This window comes from Pseudarthrobacter sp. RHLT3-21 (genome assembly GCF_059383495.1).
Genome location: NZ_JBWZCI010000002.1, coordinates 168194 through 183899, shown reverse-complemented (window position 1 = coordinate 183899; position 15706 = coordinate 168194). Strand labels below are relative to the sequence as shown.

The 15706-nt window shown below is 67.8% G+C and carries 11 protein-coding genes; 7 read left to right on the top strand and 4 right to left on the bottom strand.

Annotated features, from left to right (window positions below; genetic code table 11):
- Window positions 1-5: 5 nt before the first annotated feature.
- Window positions 6-1055 carry a cytochrome d ubiquinol oxidase subunit II gene (gene cydB / locus AC50YA_RS03585; RefSeq protein WP_494980988.1) on the top strand — a complete coding sequence of 350 codons (1050 nt, stop codon included), beginning with the start codon at window positions 6-8 and terminating at the stop codon, window positions 1053-1055.
- A gap of 6 nt (window positions 1056-1061) precedes the next feature.
- Window positions 1062-4550: a thiol reductant ABC exporter subunit CydD gene (gene cydD, locus AC50YA_RS03580; protein ID WP_494980987.1), complete on the top strand. Its 3489-nt coding sequence runs from the start codon at window positions 1062-1064 to the stop codon at window positions 4548-4550.
- An 89-nt stretch (window positions 4551-4639) separates the two neighbouring features.
- Here cydD and AC50YA_RS03575 read toward each other — a convergent pair whose 3' ends face one another.
- Together AC50YA_RS03575 and AC50YA_RS03570 are read right to left on the bottom strand one after the other, a co-directional pair.
- The gene (locus tag AC50YA_RS03575) at window positions 4640-5158 is read right to left on the bottom strand and encodes a DinB family protein (RefSeq protein WP_494980986.1); all 519 of its coding nucleotides are present in this window, start codon (window positions 5156-5158) and stop codon (window positions 4640-4642) included.
- Between the two features lie 9 nt (window positions 5159-5167).
- Window positions 5168-7678 carry a DNA gyrase/topoisomerase IV subunit A gene (locus tag AC50YA_RS03570; protein WP_494980985.1) on the bottom strand — a complete coding sequence of 837 codons (2511 nt, stop codon included), beginning with the start codon at window positions 7676-7678 and terminating at the stop codon, window positions 5168-5170.
- A 112-nt stretch (window positions 7679-7790) separates the two neighbouring features.
- Between AC50YA_RS03570 and AC50YA_RS03565 the strand changes: the two genes are divergently transcribed.
- The 3 genes from AC50YA_RS03565 (at window position 7791) to AC50YA_RS03555 (ending at window position 12510) form a co-directional block, all read left to right on the top strand.
- A complete protein-coding gene (locus AC50YA_RS03565; RefSeq protein ID WP_494980984.1) occupies window positions 7791-10475 on the top strand; it encodes a bifunctional acetate--CoA ligase family protein/GNAT family N-acetyltransferase in 2685 nt (894 codons plus the stop codon).
- Window positions 10476-10517: 42 nt separating this feature from the next.
- Window positions 10518-11264 (top strand): DUF5998 family protein, encoded by a 747-nt coding sequence (locus AC50YA_RS03560; protein ID WP_494980983.1) that lies wholly within the window; start codon window positions 10518-10520, stop codon window positions 11262-11264.
- A gap of 79 nt (window positions 11265-11343) precedes the next feature.
- On the top strand, window positions 11344-12510 hold the full coding sequence (locus AC50YA_RS03555; protein WP_494981092.1) for an alkaline phosphatase family protein: 1167 nt from the start codon (window positions 11344-11346) through the stop codon (window positions 12508-12510).
- Between the two features lie 4 nt (window positions 12511-12514).
- On the opposite strand, the gene sepH is transcribed toward AC50YA_RS03555, so the two are convergent.
- Window positions 12515-13891 (bottom strand): septation protein SepH, encoded by a 1377-nt coding sequence (gene sepH / locus AC50YA_RS03550; RefSeq protein ID WP_494980982.1) that lies wholly within the window; start codon window positions 13889-13891, stop codon window positions 12515-12517.
- A gap of 282 nt (window positions 13892-14173) precedes the next feature.
- Between sepH and AC50YA_RS03545 the strand changes: the two genes are divergently transcribed.
- Complete coding sequence (locus AC50YA_RS03545) at window positions 14174-14473, top strand: DUF4193 domain-containing protein (RefSeq protein ID WP_494980981.1); 300 nt, start codon at window positions 14174-14176, stop codon at window positions 14471-14473.
- A gap of 10 nt (window positions 14474-14483) precedes the next feature.
- Here the strand turns inward: AC50YA_RS03545 and AC50YA_RS03540 are convergent, their stop codons facing one another.
- Window positions 14484-14972 (bottom strand): DUF3093 domain-containing protein, encoded by a 489-nt coding sequence (locus AC50YA_RS03540; protein ID WP_494980980.1) that lies wholly within the window; start codon window positions 14970-14972, stop codon window positions 14484-14486.
- 115 nt (window positions 14973-15087) lie between these two features.
- Here AC50YA_RS03540 and dut point away from each other — a divergent pair, with 115 nt between their 5' ends.
- Window positions 15088-15630 (top strand): dUTP diphosphatase, encoded by a 543-nt coding sequence (dut, locus tag AC50YA_RS03535; protein ID WP_494980979.1) that lies wholly within the window; start codon window positions 15088-15090, stop codon window positions 15628-15630.
- Window positions 15631-15706: the final 76 nt, after the last annotated feature.

Sequence of the window (15706 nt, the reverse complement as noted above, 5' to 3'; positions counted from 1 at the left end):
CGAGCATGGAACTGCTGCCCACCATCTGGTTCATCGTCATCGCGGTGCTTTGGACCGGCTACCTCTTCCTTGAAGGCTTTGACCTCGGCGTGGGAATGCTGATGAAGCTGTTCGCGCGGAACAACACCGAGCGCCGCGTGCTGCTGAACACCGTCGGCCCGGTCTGGGACGGCAACGAGGTCTGGCTGATTACGGCCGGGGCCGCAACGTTTGCGGCGTTCCCGCTGTGGTACGCCTCGCTGTTTTCCGCCCTCTACCTCCCGCTCCTGGTGGTGCTGGTTGCCCTCATCTTCCGTGCCGTGGCGTTTGAATACCGCGGCAAGGGTGACACCGACACATGGCGCGCGCGCTGGGACTGGGCCATCGCCCTGGGCTCCTTCTTTGCCGCCTTCGGCGTCGGGGCCGCCCTGGCACTGACCACCACCGGCCTGCCGCTGAACGCGAACGGTGACCGCGAAGGCGGTGCGTTTGCGTGGTTCAGCGGTTACGCCGTGCTGGGCGGGCTGGCGGTGGTGGGCTTCTCCCTGCTGCACGCGCTGGCGTTCCTCGCATTGAAGACCGACGGCGATATCCGCCACCGTGCGCGCCGCTGGTTCGTCCGGCTGCTTCCGGTCCTGCTGCTGCCCATGGCCGGCTGGGCACTGATCCTCCAGTTCCTGGAGGGCAAGCCGTGGACCTGGGCAGCGGTGATCGTGGCCGTGGTGGCCGCGGCAGCGGCGTGGTTCCTGGCCCGGCGGGGGTCCGAAGGCAAGGCGTTTATGGCGATGGGGGTCTTCCTCCTCCTCGGCAGCGCGTCCATTTTCGGCGCCGTTTTCCCCGTGGTGCTGCCCTCCACCTTGGACCCTGCGTTTGACCTCACCGTTGCCAACGCGTCGTCTTCCGATTACACGCTCGGGCTGATGAGCGTGGTGGCAGCCGTTGGCCTGCCCCTCGTGATCACTTACCAGGCGTGGACCTACTGGGTGTTCCGGCGGCGTGTCAGCGCGTCCCAGATCCCCGCGGCCCACAGCTTCCTGCCGGCCATTGCCGTCAGGGCGTTCACCACGAAGGGCTGACCGGCCGTGCGCCCGGATTTTCCGGCCGGACCGCCCACCCGTTCCGCCATCTACTGGCTTGGCCTGCTGGCAGCGCTGAAGGCGCTGTCACTGGTTCTGATGGGGCAGGCCGTGGCTGCCATGCTGGCCGGGCTGGCCACCGGGAACGGGTCATGGCCCGAGCAGTTGCCCTGGGGCCTGGCGGGCGTTGTCCTGAGGTCCGCCACGGTGTGGGCCCAGGGCATCGCCGCGCGCCGCGCCGCACTGGGCATCAAAGAGGAACTCCGCTCCGAGCTGCTGGCCCGGGCCCTGCGGAACGGTGCGCGCAGCACCGGCCCGGCCGACGGCGGACTGGCCGTGCTGGCTACGCGCGGGCTGGATGCGCTGGACAGCTACTACACGCAGTTTCTCCCCGCGCTGGTGAACTGTGCCGCGATCCCGTTGCTGCTCGGGGCGCGCATCCTGTTCACCGACTGGGTCAGCGCGGTGGTGATTGTCCTGACCGTTCCCTTGGTCCCGCTGTTTATGGTGCTGATCGGCCGCTACACCGAGGACCATGTCCGCGAGGCCCAGGAAACCCTGACCCGGCTGTCGGCCCACATGCTCGAGCTGGCCAAGGGCCTGCCCGTCCTGGTGGGACTGGGCCGTGCCACGGCGCAGCGAAAGGCCCTTGAGGAGATCTCGGAGGAATACCGCGCCAGGACCATGGGGACACTGCGCACGGCGTTCCTGTCCGCGCTGGCGCTCGAACTCATCGCCACGATTTCCGTCGCAGTGGTTGCCGTTTTCATCGGCGTCCGCCTGGTGCACGGCGAGATGCCGCTCGAGGCCGGCCTCCTGGCGCTGATCCTCGCCCCGGACTGCTACCTGCCGCTCCGCGAGCTGGGGACCGCCCACCACGCCAGCGATGACGGCCGGGCGGCATTGGCCGAGACCAGGAAAGTCACCGAAGCACCCGAGCCGCGGCCGCTGCCCGCACAGGAAAACGGAGATTCCGCGTACGACGGCGGCACCCGGGGTTCCGTGCCCGGGCCCGGGGGAGTGACGGTTACCGACCTTACCGTCACGTACTCCGGACGGTCCGCTCCCGCCGTCGGGCCCTTAACCTTTACTGCCCCGCACGGGCTGATCACCGCCCTGGACGGCCCCAGCGGCGCCGGCAAGAGCACTGTCCTTGGCGTGCTGGCCGGGACCGTAGGGGACGGCGCCGGAACCACGGTGTCCGGCCGCCTCTCCGGCCTGGCGCGCGGCACAATCGCCTGGGTTCCGCAGCATCCGGTCATGGTGGCGGACTCCGTGCTCGACGAGGTCCTGCTGTACCTCAGCGGCGGAATGCGCCCTGACACGCCGGCAGCAGCGGAGACGGCTAAGGATTGCCTGGCCGCCGCGGCCGCCGGGCACCTCGCCGGCCACCATCCGGCCGAACTGAGCCCGGGCGAGCTGCGGCGCGTTGCCCTGGCGCGCGGCCTCGCCCGAATCAGGACCGGTGCCACCGTTCTGCTTCTTGACGAGCCCACGGCACACCTTGACGCGGTATCGGCGGCGCTCGTTCAGGACTCGATCCGTGCGCTCCGGGGCCAGGTCACCGTCATCCTGGTGGCCCACGACCAGCAGACCCGCGAGCTGGCTGACCACGTGGTGCCCGTATCCGCCCTCGGCCTCACCGCGCCCTCCGAAAGATCCGTGTTGTTGGCAGGGTCCGGGGTTACCGCGACGTCCGGAGCCGGGCGCGATGGCGGACCCGTGGCCACCGTGGAGCAGGAGCAGGAGCAGGCCCTGGAACCTGCCGGGCTTCGTCCGGCGAGGATGCAAAAGCCCGCGGCCGGAGATCCCCGGCCAAACGGGACCGCCCGCCTCCTGGCCGGACTGCTGTCACCGGTGGCCGGCCGGTTCGCCGGCGCCGCCGTGGTGGGCACGTTTGCCGCCTTTTTCGCTGTGGCCCTGTCCGGTCTGTCCGGCTGGCTCATCATCCGGGCCAGCGAGCAGCCGCCCATCCTGTACCTGCTCACCGCCATCGTCGGGGTGCGGTTCTTCGGGATCGGGCGCGCCGTCCTGCGCTACTGGGAACGGCTCCTGCTGCACGATGCCGTCTTCGGCGCCCTCACCCGGCTGCGCGGACGGCTCTGGGAATCACTGAGCCGCAGGGCACTCTCACTCCGGCGGCTCCTGCAGGGCGGCAACGTCCTGGGCACGGTGATTGACGACGTCGACACCGTCCGGGACCTGCTGCCGCGCGTTGTCCTGCCGCCCGTCACGGCGCTGGCCGTGGCCGGTTCGGCGCTGCTGGCGACCGCCCTGGTGGCGCCGGCCGCGCTGCCGGCCGTTGCCGTCGCAGCAGCGCTCAGCCTGTTCCTGGCACCGGCCGCCGCCCTGTGGGGCGACCGCCGATCTGCCACAGCGGAGCAAAGCCTGCGGGCAGGCGTCCTGCGGCGCACGTCCGCTGCGTTGGATGCCCGGGCGGAGCTGCACGCGAACGGCGTCGCGGCAACCGTCCTGGACGCGCTGCGCTCCGAGGACCGCTTGGCCACCCGGGCATCGCAGCGCTCCGCCTGGGCCGAAGGCCTCGGCCAGGCGATTACGGTCGCTGCCTGCGGATGCGCGGCCTTGGCTGCTGCCGTGCTGACCGCACCTGACGTCCTCGCGGGCACCATGGCCCCCGCCACTGCCGCGGTTGTTGTCCTGCTCCAGTTGGCGCTGGTGGAACCGTATGCTGCGATGACGACGGCGGTGCGCCAGTACCCGGCGCTACGCAGCGTAATGCGCCGGGTCGGGGCGTCCGGCGTGCTGGATGGCGGCGCCACGGACGCCGGGGACACCGGGGACGCCGACGGCCTGCACGTTGTCCCCGCCCGTTCCGGCGCAGCCGCGGGCGTTGAACTGGAAAACATCGGGGCGGCGTGGCCCGGCGGGGAACCGGTGTTCTCCGGCGTCACAGCAACCGCCGGACCGGGCACGTGGCTGGCGGTCACCGGACCGTCCGGTGCGGGAAAATCCACGTTGCTCGCGGTCCTGCTGGGATTCCTGCCGGCCGCCACCGGCCGGGCAGCGGTGACCGGGAAGGCGGCATGGTGCCCGCAGGAGGCTCACCTGTTCGATTCGACGCTGCGGGGCAACCTGATGCTGGGTGTCCCCGCCGCGGGTGCGCCTGCAGCCTGTAACGCCGGGCTGGAAGCGGCACTGGCCGCCGTCGGCCTCAGCGCCCTGGTGTCGCGGCTGCCGGCCGGGCTGGATACCCGGATAGGGCCGGGCGGTTCCTTCCTCAGCGGCGGCGAAAGGCAGAGGCTGGCCGTGGCGCGGACCCTGCTGACCGGGGCCGAGGTCATCCTGCTGGATGAGCCCACGGCTCATCTGGACGCGCAGGCGGGACGGGACATGCTGGCGGACCTCCGTGCCGGCCTGAAAGACCGCACAGTGGTCATGGTCACCCACAATCCGGCGGACATCCGGCCGGATGACGCCCGGCTGGAGCTCTCGGCAGTTTCCCGGACGGGCGCGGCTGCTTCGCTGGTGGGTTGAGTACGGCGGCCTTAGAGCAAGGCGTGCGCTGCCCGGCGTGCCCGGTGCGGCGTCCTCTGCCCAGCCTGTCCGGCTCAGCCGTCTGCTCCTCAGCCGTCCACATCGTGGAGGTGATGGACGGCGTCGTGCAGGAAGTACTGGGCCAGCGTCAGGACCGTGAATTCGGAGCCGTTGCTGCGGACGCCCCGCCGGCCCCACTCTGCTTCCCGGACGCCGGCGAAGGACTCGGCGATCTGCGTGCCCTCGGCCGTCAGCTCGGCGCTGACCACGGCAGGATCGGCGTTGGCGTAATCCTTTTCGACGGCGGTGCGGTCCTGGTCCCAGTTCTCAAATTGGGCGGCGTCGGCGTCGAGCATGAGGTTCAGCCGCTGGTCGAACAGTGTAAAGACGTCGCGGACGTGGCAGGCATATTCCAGGGCCGACCACGTCCTGTCATCCGGGCGTTCGGCAACCTCGGGCCGGCGGAGGACTGCCCGCCAGCGCGGCAGCATGTTCTCCACGCTGCCCGGCACCGTAGCTGGTGTGGCGGTGGAAGCGTCGAAGGAGCACTCGGGGCAAGGCCGGGAAAGGACCCAGGTCCAGTCCTTTTCATCAGGAATGATAGGCATGGCAGCAGTCTAGGACGGATCGCTCCACGCCATGGCCGGACCCACCGCATCCACTGCCTGGGACAGCGGAATCCCCGAACCGTCCCGCCGGCCGTGCTCCTGCGGCAGCGACCTGGCCACGCCGCCCAGCGATGACGCCTTCGCTGGCCCGTGCCCGGCCCACGCCAGCAGCAGCATGTCTTCGCCCTTGAGGAACCTGTGGGCGCGGACGCCTGCAGTCGCACGGCCCTTGGCAGGGTATTCGGCGAAGGACGTCACCTTGGCCGCACCCGGCGCTGTGCCCGGAAGGGCGCCGTTGGTGCCGGCAATGGTGACCACCACGGCTGCGTCGTCGGCTGCGGTGACCGCGCCGAAGAACAACACCTGGTCTCCGGCGCCCAGCTTGATACCCACCATGCCGCCGGCCGTCCTGCCCTGGGCCCGGACGTTGGCGGCGCTGAAACGCAGCAGTTGCGCCTCACGGGTCAGGAACACCAGATCGGTCTCCTCAGACCCGGCCGGCGCTACACCCACCACCTGGTCCTTGTCCTTGAGCGCAATGACTTCCCAGTCTTCGCGGTTCAGGGGGTAATCGGGCTGGACCCGCTTGACCACACCCTGGGCGGTGCCGATGGCCAGGATTTCATCCAGCGGGGCAAACGCCGCCAGAGTTTCATTCTTCAGCAGCGTGACGAAGTCCTTGGCCGGGACACCGCCGGCGAGGTTGGGCAGTCCGGACATCGGCGGGAGCACCGGCATGTCCATGACCTGAAGCCGCAGCATCCGGCCCTGGGAGGTGACCGCGGCTATTTCCCCGCGGGCCGAGGTCGTGACCACTGAACGGAAAACGTCGTGCTTGGCCCGCGGCCCGGACTCGGCGAGGGGCTCCTGGTTGGACGTGCGTGCGATCTGGCCCGACGCCGTCAGGATGGCCCAGCAGGGATCGTCCGAGATCTCCAGGGCGAGCGGCGCGGCCTTGCCCTTGCCGTTGGGGGCAGCCGCCAGGGCCGCGGCCACTGTGGGGGAGACGGCCTCGGATTCGAGCAGGACGGCCCGCCGCGGCGTGCCGTATTTTTCGGCGATTTCGCCGAGTTCGGAGGACACAAGTCCGCGCAACCGCTCCTCGGAGCCGAGGATGGCTTCCAGCTCCGCGATCTCGCGGCGCAGCTCCTCCTGCTCCTTTTCAAGCTCGATCCGGGAGTACTTGGTCAGCTGCCGCAGCCGCAGTTCCAGGATGTAGTTGGCCTGGATTTCGGAAAGATCGTAGATGGACATCAAGCGGACCCTGGCGGCCGCCACCTCATCCGAGGAACGGATGATCTGGATGACCTCATCGATGTCCACGATGGCGATCAGCAGGCCCTCCACCAGGTGCAGGCGGTCCTTCTTCTTGCCCAGCCGGAAGGCCGTCCGCCGGCGCACCACATCAATCCGGTGCTCCACGTACACGGAGAGCAGCTTCACCAGTCCGAGGGTCTGCGGCTGGCCGTCCACCAGGGTCACGTTGTTGATGCCGAAGGAATCCTCCATCGGCGAGTAACGGTAGAGCTGCTGGAGCACCGCGTTCGGGTTGAACCCGTTCTTCAGTTCGATGACCAGGCGCAGGCCATGCTGCCGGTCCGTCAGGTCAACGATGTCACTGATGCCGGTCAGCTTCTTGCTGTTGACCGCATCCTTGATCTTCTCGATCACCTTTTCCGGGCCCACCATGTACGGCAGTTCGGTGACCACCAGGCCGGTGCGCCGGGCCGAGAGCTGCTCGATCTCCACCTTCGCCCGGGTCTTGAAGGAACCGCGTCCGGTGGCGTAGGCGTCCCGGATGCCGTCCAGGCCAACGATCCGGCCGCCCGTTGGCAGGTCCGGTCCGGGCACAAAGCGCATGAGGTCATCGAGGGTCGCGTCCGGGTGGGCGATCAGGTGCCGCGCGGCGGAGATGACCTCCACCAGGTTGTGCGGGGCCATGTTGGTGGCCATCCCGACGGCGATGCCGGTGGCGCCGTTGACCAGCAGGTTGGGGAACGCGGCCGGGAGGACGTCCGGCTGGGTCAGCTGGTTGTCGTAGTTGGGGACAAAGTCCACCACATCTTCGTCGAGGTGGTCGGTCAGCGTCAGGGCCGCCGCAGCGAGCCTGGCCTCCGTGTACCGGGGTGCTGCAGGGCCGTCGTCGAGGGAGCCGAAGTTGCCGTGGCCGTCAATGAGCGGCAGGCGCAGTGAGAAGTCCTGGGCCATCCGGACCATGGCGTCATAGATGGCGGTATCGCCGTGGGGGTGGAGCTTGCCCATGACCTCGCCCACCACACGGGCGCTCTTGACGTGGCCGCGGTCCGGACGCAGGCCCATCTCGCTCATCATGTACAGGATCCGGCGCTGGACCGGCTTGAGCCCGTCCCGGGCGTCAGGCAATGCCCTGGAGTAGATCACCGAATAGGCATACTCCAGGAAGGAGCCTTCCATCTCGGAGGTGACATCGATGTCCACGATGTTCTCGACGAAATCCTGGGGAGCGTCCCCGGCAGGGGCTGGGCTTTGGCGGCGGGCCATGGGGCTGGTGGATCCTTCTGCGTGACTGGTGGTGCTGTGGTCTGGGTGCAGGTGTGGAGGATGATCTCCGGGCACACGGCCTGCGCCGTCAGTTTGTGGTTAGGCTAAGCCTATGGTGGATCAGCCCGGGGACGGCGAATATCCGGAACATTGGGAAGCCGATGTCGTGCTGCGTGATGGTGGAACCGCCCATCTGAGGCCCATCCACCCCAGCGATGCGGACGCCGTCCAGGCTTTCCATGCCGGGCAGTCGCAGAACTCAATCTACATGCGGTTCTTCGCGTTCAAAGCCCGGCTTTCCAGCAAGGAGCTCAAGCGCTTCACCGAAGTGGACTACAAGGACCGGGTTGCCCTGGTGATCACGTTTGGTGGCGAAATCCTGGGGATCGGCCGCTACGACAGGCTTGATGATCCACTCGAAGCCGAAGTTGCGTTCAACATCGCCGACGCCCACCAGGGCCGGGGCATCGGCTCGATCCTGCTCGAACACCTTGCCGCCGCGGCGCACGAAAACGGGATCCGCCGCTTCAGCGCCGAAGTGCTGCCGGAAAACCGCAAAATGCTGATGGTGTTCGCGGATGCCGGCTACGACGTCAAACGCCATTTCGACGACGGCGTGGTCAGCCTGGAGTTCAACATCGACCCCACCGAAAAGTCACGGGCGGTGATGGAATCACGCGAGCACCGCGCCGAGGCGAGAAGCGTCCGGGACCTGCTGGCGCCGTCGTCCATTGCAGTCATCGGGGCGAGCCGCAAATGGGGGACCGTGGGGTACCAGCTGCTGGAACACATCATCGAAGGCGGTTTCTCGGGGCAGGTCTACGCCATCAACCCGGAGGCGCTGGAGCTCGCCGGAATGATGTCCTTCGGCAGGATTTCCGAGGTTCCGGAGCCTGTGGGGCTCGCCGTTGTAGCCGTTCCCTATGAGGAAGTGGCCACGGTGGTTGACCAGTGCGCGGCAGCAGGGGTCAAGGGGCTGGTGATTGCCTCCGCGGGCTTCGCGGACGACGGCGAACGCGGCCTCGCCCGCCAGCGCAACCTCGTCCGCAAGGCCAGGGCCAACGGGATGAGGGTGATCGGGCCGGCATCCCTGGGGATCGTGAACACCCATCCCGACGTGAGTCTGAACGCCTCCATGGCGCCAACCCTGCCGCGGCGCGGGGGCCTGGGCCTGTTCAGCCAGTCGGCGGCGATCGGCGTGTCCCTCTACGCGGCGTCACACCGCCGCAGGCTGGGTCTTTCCACGTTCCTGTCGGCGGGCAACCGCGCGGACGTCTCCGGCAACGACATGATGCAGTTCTGGGAGGACGACGCCGACACCACCTCGGTGGGCCTCTATCTGGAGTCGATCGGGAACCCCCGTAAATTCTCCCGGATCGCCCGGCGGCTCGCCCGCACCAAGCCCGTGGTGGTGGCCAAGTCTGAAACCATGGGCCTGCGGCTGCCGCCTGGCCATGCCGTCCGGACCACCCAGGCACCTGCCGGTGCGCTGGACGCCATGATGCGCCAGGCCGGCGTCATCCGGGTCGAGAGCATCGAACAGCTGATGGACATCACCCAGATAGTGTCCGGCCAGCCGCTCCCGGCGGGGCCAGGGCTGGCCATCTTCAGCAATTCCCTCGCGCTGGGCAAAGTGGTGGCCGACAGCGCAGAGGCGCACGGCCTGACCGTGGACGGCATCATCACCGACCTGGATCTCGACGCCGGCATGTCCCTGGCACTGCCGGCCCTCCGCCGCAGCCTCGAGGACACCCTCGCGTCCGATGCCGTCCACGCCGTAGTGGCCGCACTGCTCCCGGCGCGCGGCCTGACCGTTGACCATATTGCCGAGGTCCTGGCCGAATGCTCGGCAGCCGCCGGGAAACCCGTAGTCGCTGCCTTTACCGGCATCCTTGACCCCTCCATCTATGTGGAGGGCATGGTGGGAGGTGAGGGACGGACAGTGCCGTGCTTCTCCAACGCCGGAGCGGCTGTGGCGGCGCTCGCCGCCGTGGTGCGCTACGCGGAATGGGTGGCGCGGGACCCCGGTCATTTTGTCCAACCCGATGGCTGTGACCCGGAAAGCGCACGGATCCTGCTGGATCAGCTTCTGCCAGGTGTCCACGGGGAGCAGCTCAAGACCCTGGAACCGGCGTCCGCGGCAGAGCTGCTGGCGCACTACGGCATTGCCGTGCTGCCGTCCGCCGGGTTCGACTCAGAAGACGAGGCCGTTGCTGCCGCCGGCAGGCTGGGCTGGCCCGTCGCGCTGAAAACCACAGACCCGGCACTTCGCCACCGCCTGGACCTGGGCGGAGTCCGCCTCGACATCGAGGATCCGGATTCCCTCCGCCGCAACATCGCGCAGATGCGGCGCTCGCTGGCACCCTACGGTTCGTCGGCCCTGGAGGTGCAGTCCATGGCCCCCGTGGGGCAGGCATGCACGTTCCGGGCCATTGAGGATCCGCTGCTGGGGCCGGTGGTCTCCTTCGGGCTGGCGGGGGACGCGGTCAACCTGCTCGATGACTGGGCGCACCGGGTTCCTCCGCTGTCCGCGGCCGACGTGAAGGACTTCATCCGTGGGCCCCGGGCAGCCCGCAAACTCTTCGGCTACCAGGGACTTCCCGCCGTGGATCTTGACGCTTTGGAGGAAGTCGCCGGGCGGCTGGCCTGGATGAAGGACAACCATCCGGAAATAGCCCTGGTGGAATTCAACCCGGTCCTCTGCGGAACCCAGGGCGTGTCCATCCTGGCCGCAGATATCCGGATCGGCAACCCAGCCCAGCGCACCGACAGTGCCCGCCGGGCCATGCTGGGCTGACCGCGGTTAGCATGTCCCCGGCCGATCTGTGAAAATGGGGGAATGAGCTCACAGCCTTCCCCGTCGACGCCTTCCACTTCCGGCAGTGACAACCAGGCAACCCGCCCCCACAGCTCACACAGCCACACGCCCCAGGGCCAGAGCCTGGACGGTGCGCTCCAGAAGGCTGGTTTCTACCCGCGGCTGGTGTCCGACGTCGTTGACGATGCCCTGGACGGCCGCGAATGCGTGGCCCACCTGGTCCACCTGGAAACCCACTTTGACCGGGCCGAAGTCCGCCGCCACATCACCGTGCTGGTCCTGACCGCCGACATGCTGGTGATCACCCACGTGGACGACCAGCAGCTCGATGAAGCCGGCGAACAGATCGTGGCCCAGATCTCCACCGAATCCGTGCCGGTCGCGCAGATCCGCTCAGTGGTCCTGAGCTACATGTACTCCCAGCCGCAGGACTATAAGCCCTCGGATCCGGTCCGGGAAGTCACCCTCGCGATTGCCTGGTCCGGCGGCCAGCGGCTGGACATGGGGCCCGCGAGCTGCGGAGACCCGCAATGCGAAGCAGACCACGGCTACAGCGGCACCATTGCCCAGGAGGATATCGTCCTGCGGATCAGCGCTGAAGCCGACGGCCCCCAGGCCGTCCAGGACGCCAAACTCTTCGCCCGCGCCCTGCGGGCCGTGAACACCGGCTCCACGGCCCCCGTGCCGCACACCGGCCAGACGCTCCAGCCCCGGCCCCGGACAGGTGTGTTCGGAAACAGGCTCAGCCGCGGTCACCAGCAGCGCTGAGATGCCGGACCAAAGCAAAGCAACAGTCTCCTCAGACTCTTCCGCACACATTTCCCAAGTGGCCACCCCGCAGCTGAGTATGCCGTCCGCGCCTGCCTTTGGCCGGCGGTCCATCGCGGATGTCCTCACCAGCGCGGCGGCCAGCCTGGGGGTGGAGGGTTTCACGAACTCCCTCGGCCTTCCGCCGGCGTCGCGCGTCTGCGTGGTCCTGGCCGACGGCCTGGGCCGGAACCTGCTGAAACAGAAGTCTGCCCACACGCCCTTCCTGCGCTCCGTTATGCAGTCCGGTCAGGGGGAAGTCCCCGTCTGGCTGGACTCCACGTTCCCCTCAACCACGGCCGCTGCCCTGGCCAGCTTCGGCACCGGCCTCCCGCCCGGCCAGCACGGAATGGTGGGCTATGACGTCCTGGACCCGGACCAGGACAAAGTAGTCAACATGCTCGGCAACTGGGATGCCAAGGTGGACCCCGCTGAGTGGCAGCCGTTCCCTACCGTCTTCGAACGGGCCGCCGAATCAGTTAATGTGACCACCGTCAGCCTGCCGCAGTTCGGCAACTCGCCCATGACCCAGGCGGCCCTCCGCGGCGGGAATTTCGTCTCAGCCGTGACAGCCCACGCCCGCACAGCAGCCGCTGCCGAAGCCATGGACACCGGCGGGCCGTCCCTCATGTACTTCTACGTCAACGAACTGGATAAGGCAGGCCACCGGCACGGGTGCCAGTCTGAACAGTGGGAACACCAGCTCGAAGAGCTCGACGCAACGGTCAAACGGCTCCACGCGTCGCTCCCGGCCGGGACCACCGTACTCCTCACCGCGGACCACGGGATGCTGGACGTCCCGGAACAGCAGCGGATCGACTTCGCCGCGGACGCGTCGCTTGTTGACGGTGTGCGGCATACGGCGGGGGAACCCCGGATGGTCCACCTATACCTTGAGGACCCGGCAGACGCCTCGGGCCGGGAGCGCTTGCTGGGCGCGTGGCGTGCCCGTTTCGGCGACAGGATCTGGGCCTTTACCCGGGAGGATGCCATCGCCGCCGGACTGTTCGGGACGCTGCGTCCCGCCGTCGGGCCCCGGATTGGCGACATCATGATTGGCGCGCGGGACGCCCTGGCCCTCTACGACACACGCCGCGGGCGCCCCGCCGCCATGGAGGTGGTAGGCCAGCACGGCTCGCTGACCAAAGCGGAACGTGAAGTACCGTTGCTGTGCTTTACGGCCGAGGGCAGGCCACGGCGCCGCTGAGGCGTCAGTCCCGCTTGGTCCCGAAAACGATCTCATCCCAGCTGGGAACCGTTGACCGCTTCGGTTTCGCGGGCTGCCGTTCGGGCTGGTCCGCGTCATGGTCGTGATGCTGGCCGGATCCTGCGTCATCGCTGCTGGCCGTGTAAGCTGCCCGGCGCGGGCTTCCGCCGCCCAGCAGTTCGTCCAGGCCCACGTTCGGCGAGGGGCGTCCCGGCCCTGACTCGCCTGGGGCACCCTGTCCTGCGGGACGAAGCTGGGACGCCACGATGGTGATTTCCCTCGTATCGGTGCTGACGCCGTCGTGCAGTTTCAGGACGTCATCGTCAGAGTCCCGGTGCGGCGGGATAAGGCTCAGCCGGGACAGCATTGACGGCCGCGCATCACGCTTGCGGGTGAGTGGATCAGCTGCGGCGGCGGGTGCGGCGTCGTCCGGTGCGGTGGACTCGGCGGGAGCTGCCTCGCGGATTTCCGGCTCGCGGTACTGCTGTTCCTTGGATTCCGGTTCAGGGACAACCTCAGAAGGACGTGGATGGGCTGCGGGCACGCCGTGGGTCAGCAGCAAAGCCAAGGCGTCGTCCGCGTCCTCGTCGACGCCCAGGCGCTGTCCGCGGCGTGAACGGAGCATATCCAGCAGACCGTCGGATTCCCTGGCCTGCGGGACAGCCTGCGGACCGGTCGAATTGCGGGCGGCCGCTTCTGCGTCGGTTTCAAAGTCAAACGGCCGGTCAGAGACGGCCGTGAGGCGGCGGGCCGGGACGGGACCGTCCAGCGGCTCCAGCTCACTGAGCTGCTGGGCCCAGCGGTTGGTGTTCTGCAGTGACTTGCGGGCCGGACTGAAGGTCCACTGCGCAGGTGGCTCCTCGCCGATGCCTGAGGCGCCTGCCTTTTTGGTTTCAAAACGGGCCACCACGGTCCAGTTGCCGTCCTGGCGCCGCCATGAATCCCATTCCACGGTGGAAGGTTCAATCCCGTGGGCTGAGAGCCGGTGGTTGACCATGTCGTTGAGGGACGCCGGGTTGTCGCCAAAAACGGAGCGGTAGGTGTCATGGCCGGGGGAGGGCGAAGCCACTTCCACCTTCCGCGCCTGTTGCGCTATATACTCCCGTTCGGCAAGGACAGGGCCTTCATACCGCTCGACTTTTGCAAGGGGAAGCCCGGAAAGCTCAGCCACCTCCGCTGCGGTGGCGCCGCTGCGGATCCGTGACTGGATGTCCCGCGGTGACATGGCAATGGGCGCAGCCGCGGAAGCGGTCCTCGCCGAAGACCGGCTGGCCGTCCGCAGTGCTTCATCGATCGGCAGCTGGAACATCTCGCCGCCGGCACCGCTCAACAGGAGATGCTCCCCGTCGTCGTGTACGCCTACAAGCCGTAGATCCTGCATACAAATCCTCCACCCTGGCATTACTATCAATCGAAACTCTGCCACCCACCGGCACCCTTTTGGGTTAGGAGCAAGGGCGCGCCGCGATATTCCGGCACTTTCGGGCGCCATTGCGGCCAGCAGCAGGGGTTTCAGCGGTGCCGGCGGAACGGACCGGAGTAGAAGTCTTAATTTTGCGGCCGGTTCCCCGAAAGATGTGCCCCGCGCAGGGCACAAACAGGAGGCCTCCGGCGTTATCGAGGGTGTCACCCGCTGACCGGAAAGGAATGGAGCCAAGCCGAGATGGCCACCGACTACGATGCGCCGCGAAAATCCGAAGAAGACCTCACCGAGGATTCGCTGGAGGATCTGAAAACCCGGCGATCAGATAACCCGACGGACGCGGTTGATGCGGACGAAAGTGACCTCGCCGCAGGCTACGAGCTTCCCGGGGCGGACCTGTCCGGCGAGGAACTGCTGGTCCTGGTGGTGCCTCCACTGGCGGACGAGTTTACGTGTTCCTCGTGCTTCCTGGTTTGGCACCGTTCGCAGATAGCGCGGGAGAAGGACGGCCGCTTCTACTGCAAGGAGTGTGAGGGCTGATCCGGGGTGCCTATTTCCGCGAAAGCGCGGCAGTGAGTTCCTCGGGCCGCCGGGAGGACGTCAGCCAATAGGGGGTCCGGTCTGACGGGTCGGTGATTTCGATCCGCACCACCGGGTCGATCCAGCCACGGATGCACAGGTAGGCGAGGCCGTTGAGCCGGGTACCCCGCTGGGCCGTGGCATCCTTGCCGTGGAACGCCGCCACTTCGCCGACGAAGCGGCGCTCGATGGTGGCGCGGCCTACGGTCAAAGCGTCACCGGTGACCATGATGGTTGGCGTGGACAGCACCAGCAGGACAGCCATGATCGTGAACAGGACGGCCGCGGCCGTGTAACCCGCCGCCATACTGATCGGGGCGAAAACGAGGATCCCGGCACCGGAGATCCCCGCCGCGATGACCCAGATCCAGACGTTCGGCCACAGCCTTTCCCGGAATACTGCCGGGCTGCCGGCAGAGGGGGCGTCGGGGACGGGGGCAGTGGAGCTGGATTCGGGCATGCCACCACCTTTCCACCTTTGGCTGGCTATTTCATCTTGGGTTCATCCGGCCTTGGCCTGCGGCGTACCGTTGAATCTAGGACGGAACTGTGGCTGGGCGTTAGAGTGAGTGACTGTGACTGACGAACTTGCCACTGTTAAAACCGTTCCTGACAATGAGCTGGCCGGCGCTGCTCCGGATACCGCCGCAGCCTACGGTGCCCCGACGCTGCAGGTGCAGCTGAAAATGCTCGACGCCGGGCTGGAGGCACCGTCCTATGCCCACCCCGGCGATGCAGGGGCTGACCTGCGGTCCCGGGAAGATGTGGTCCTGGCGCCGGGGGAGCGGAAGCTGGTGGCAACGGGTGTTTCCATCGCACTGCCGGACGGCTTTGTTGCCCTGATCCACCCGCGCTCCGGCCTGGCCACGAAGCACGGGCTGACGATCGTCAATGCGCCCGGCACCGTGGATGCCGGCTATCGCGGGGAAATTTCCGTGACCCTCCTCAACACCGATTCCAGGAACACCATCGAGCTGCGGCGCGGCGATAGAATTGCACAGATGGTGATCCAGCGGGTGGAATATGCGCAGTTTGTCCCCGTCAACGAATTGAGCGAATCGGTGCGGGGAGCCGGCGGATTCGGATCCACCGGCGGCTTCACCTCGCCAAACGTCTGACACCCGCCGACGGCGGCAACCAGCGGTGGTTGCCCGCGGCAGCTAAGACTTCCGACGGGACCCCCGGGCCGGCGAG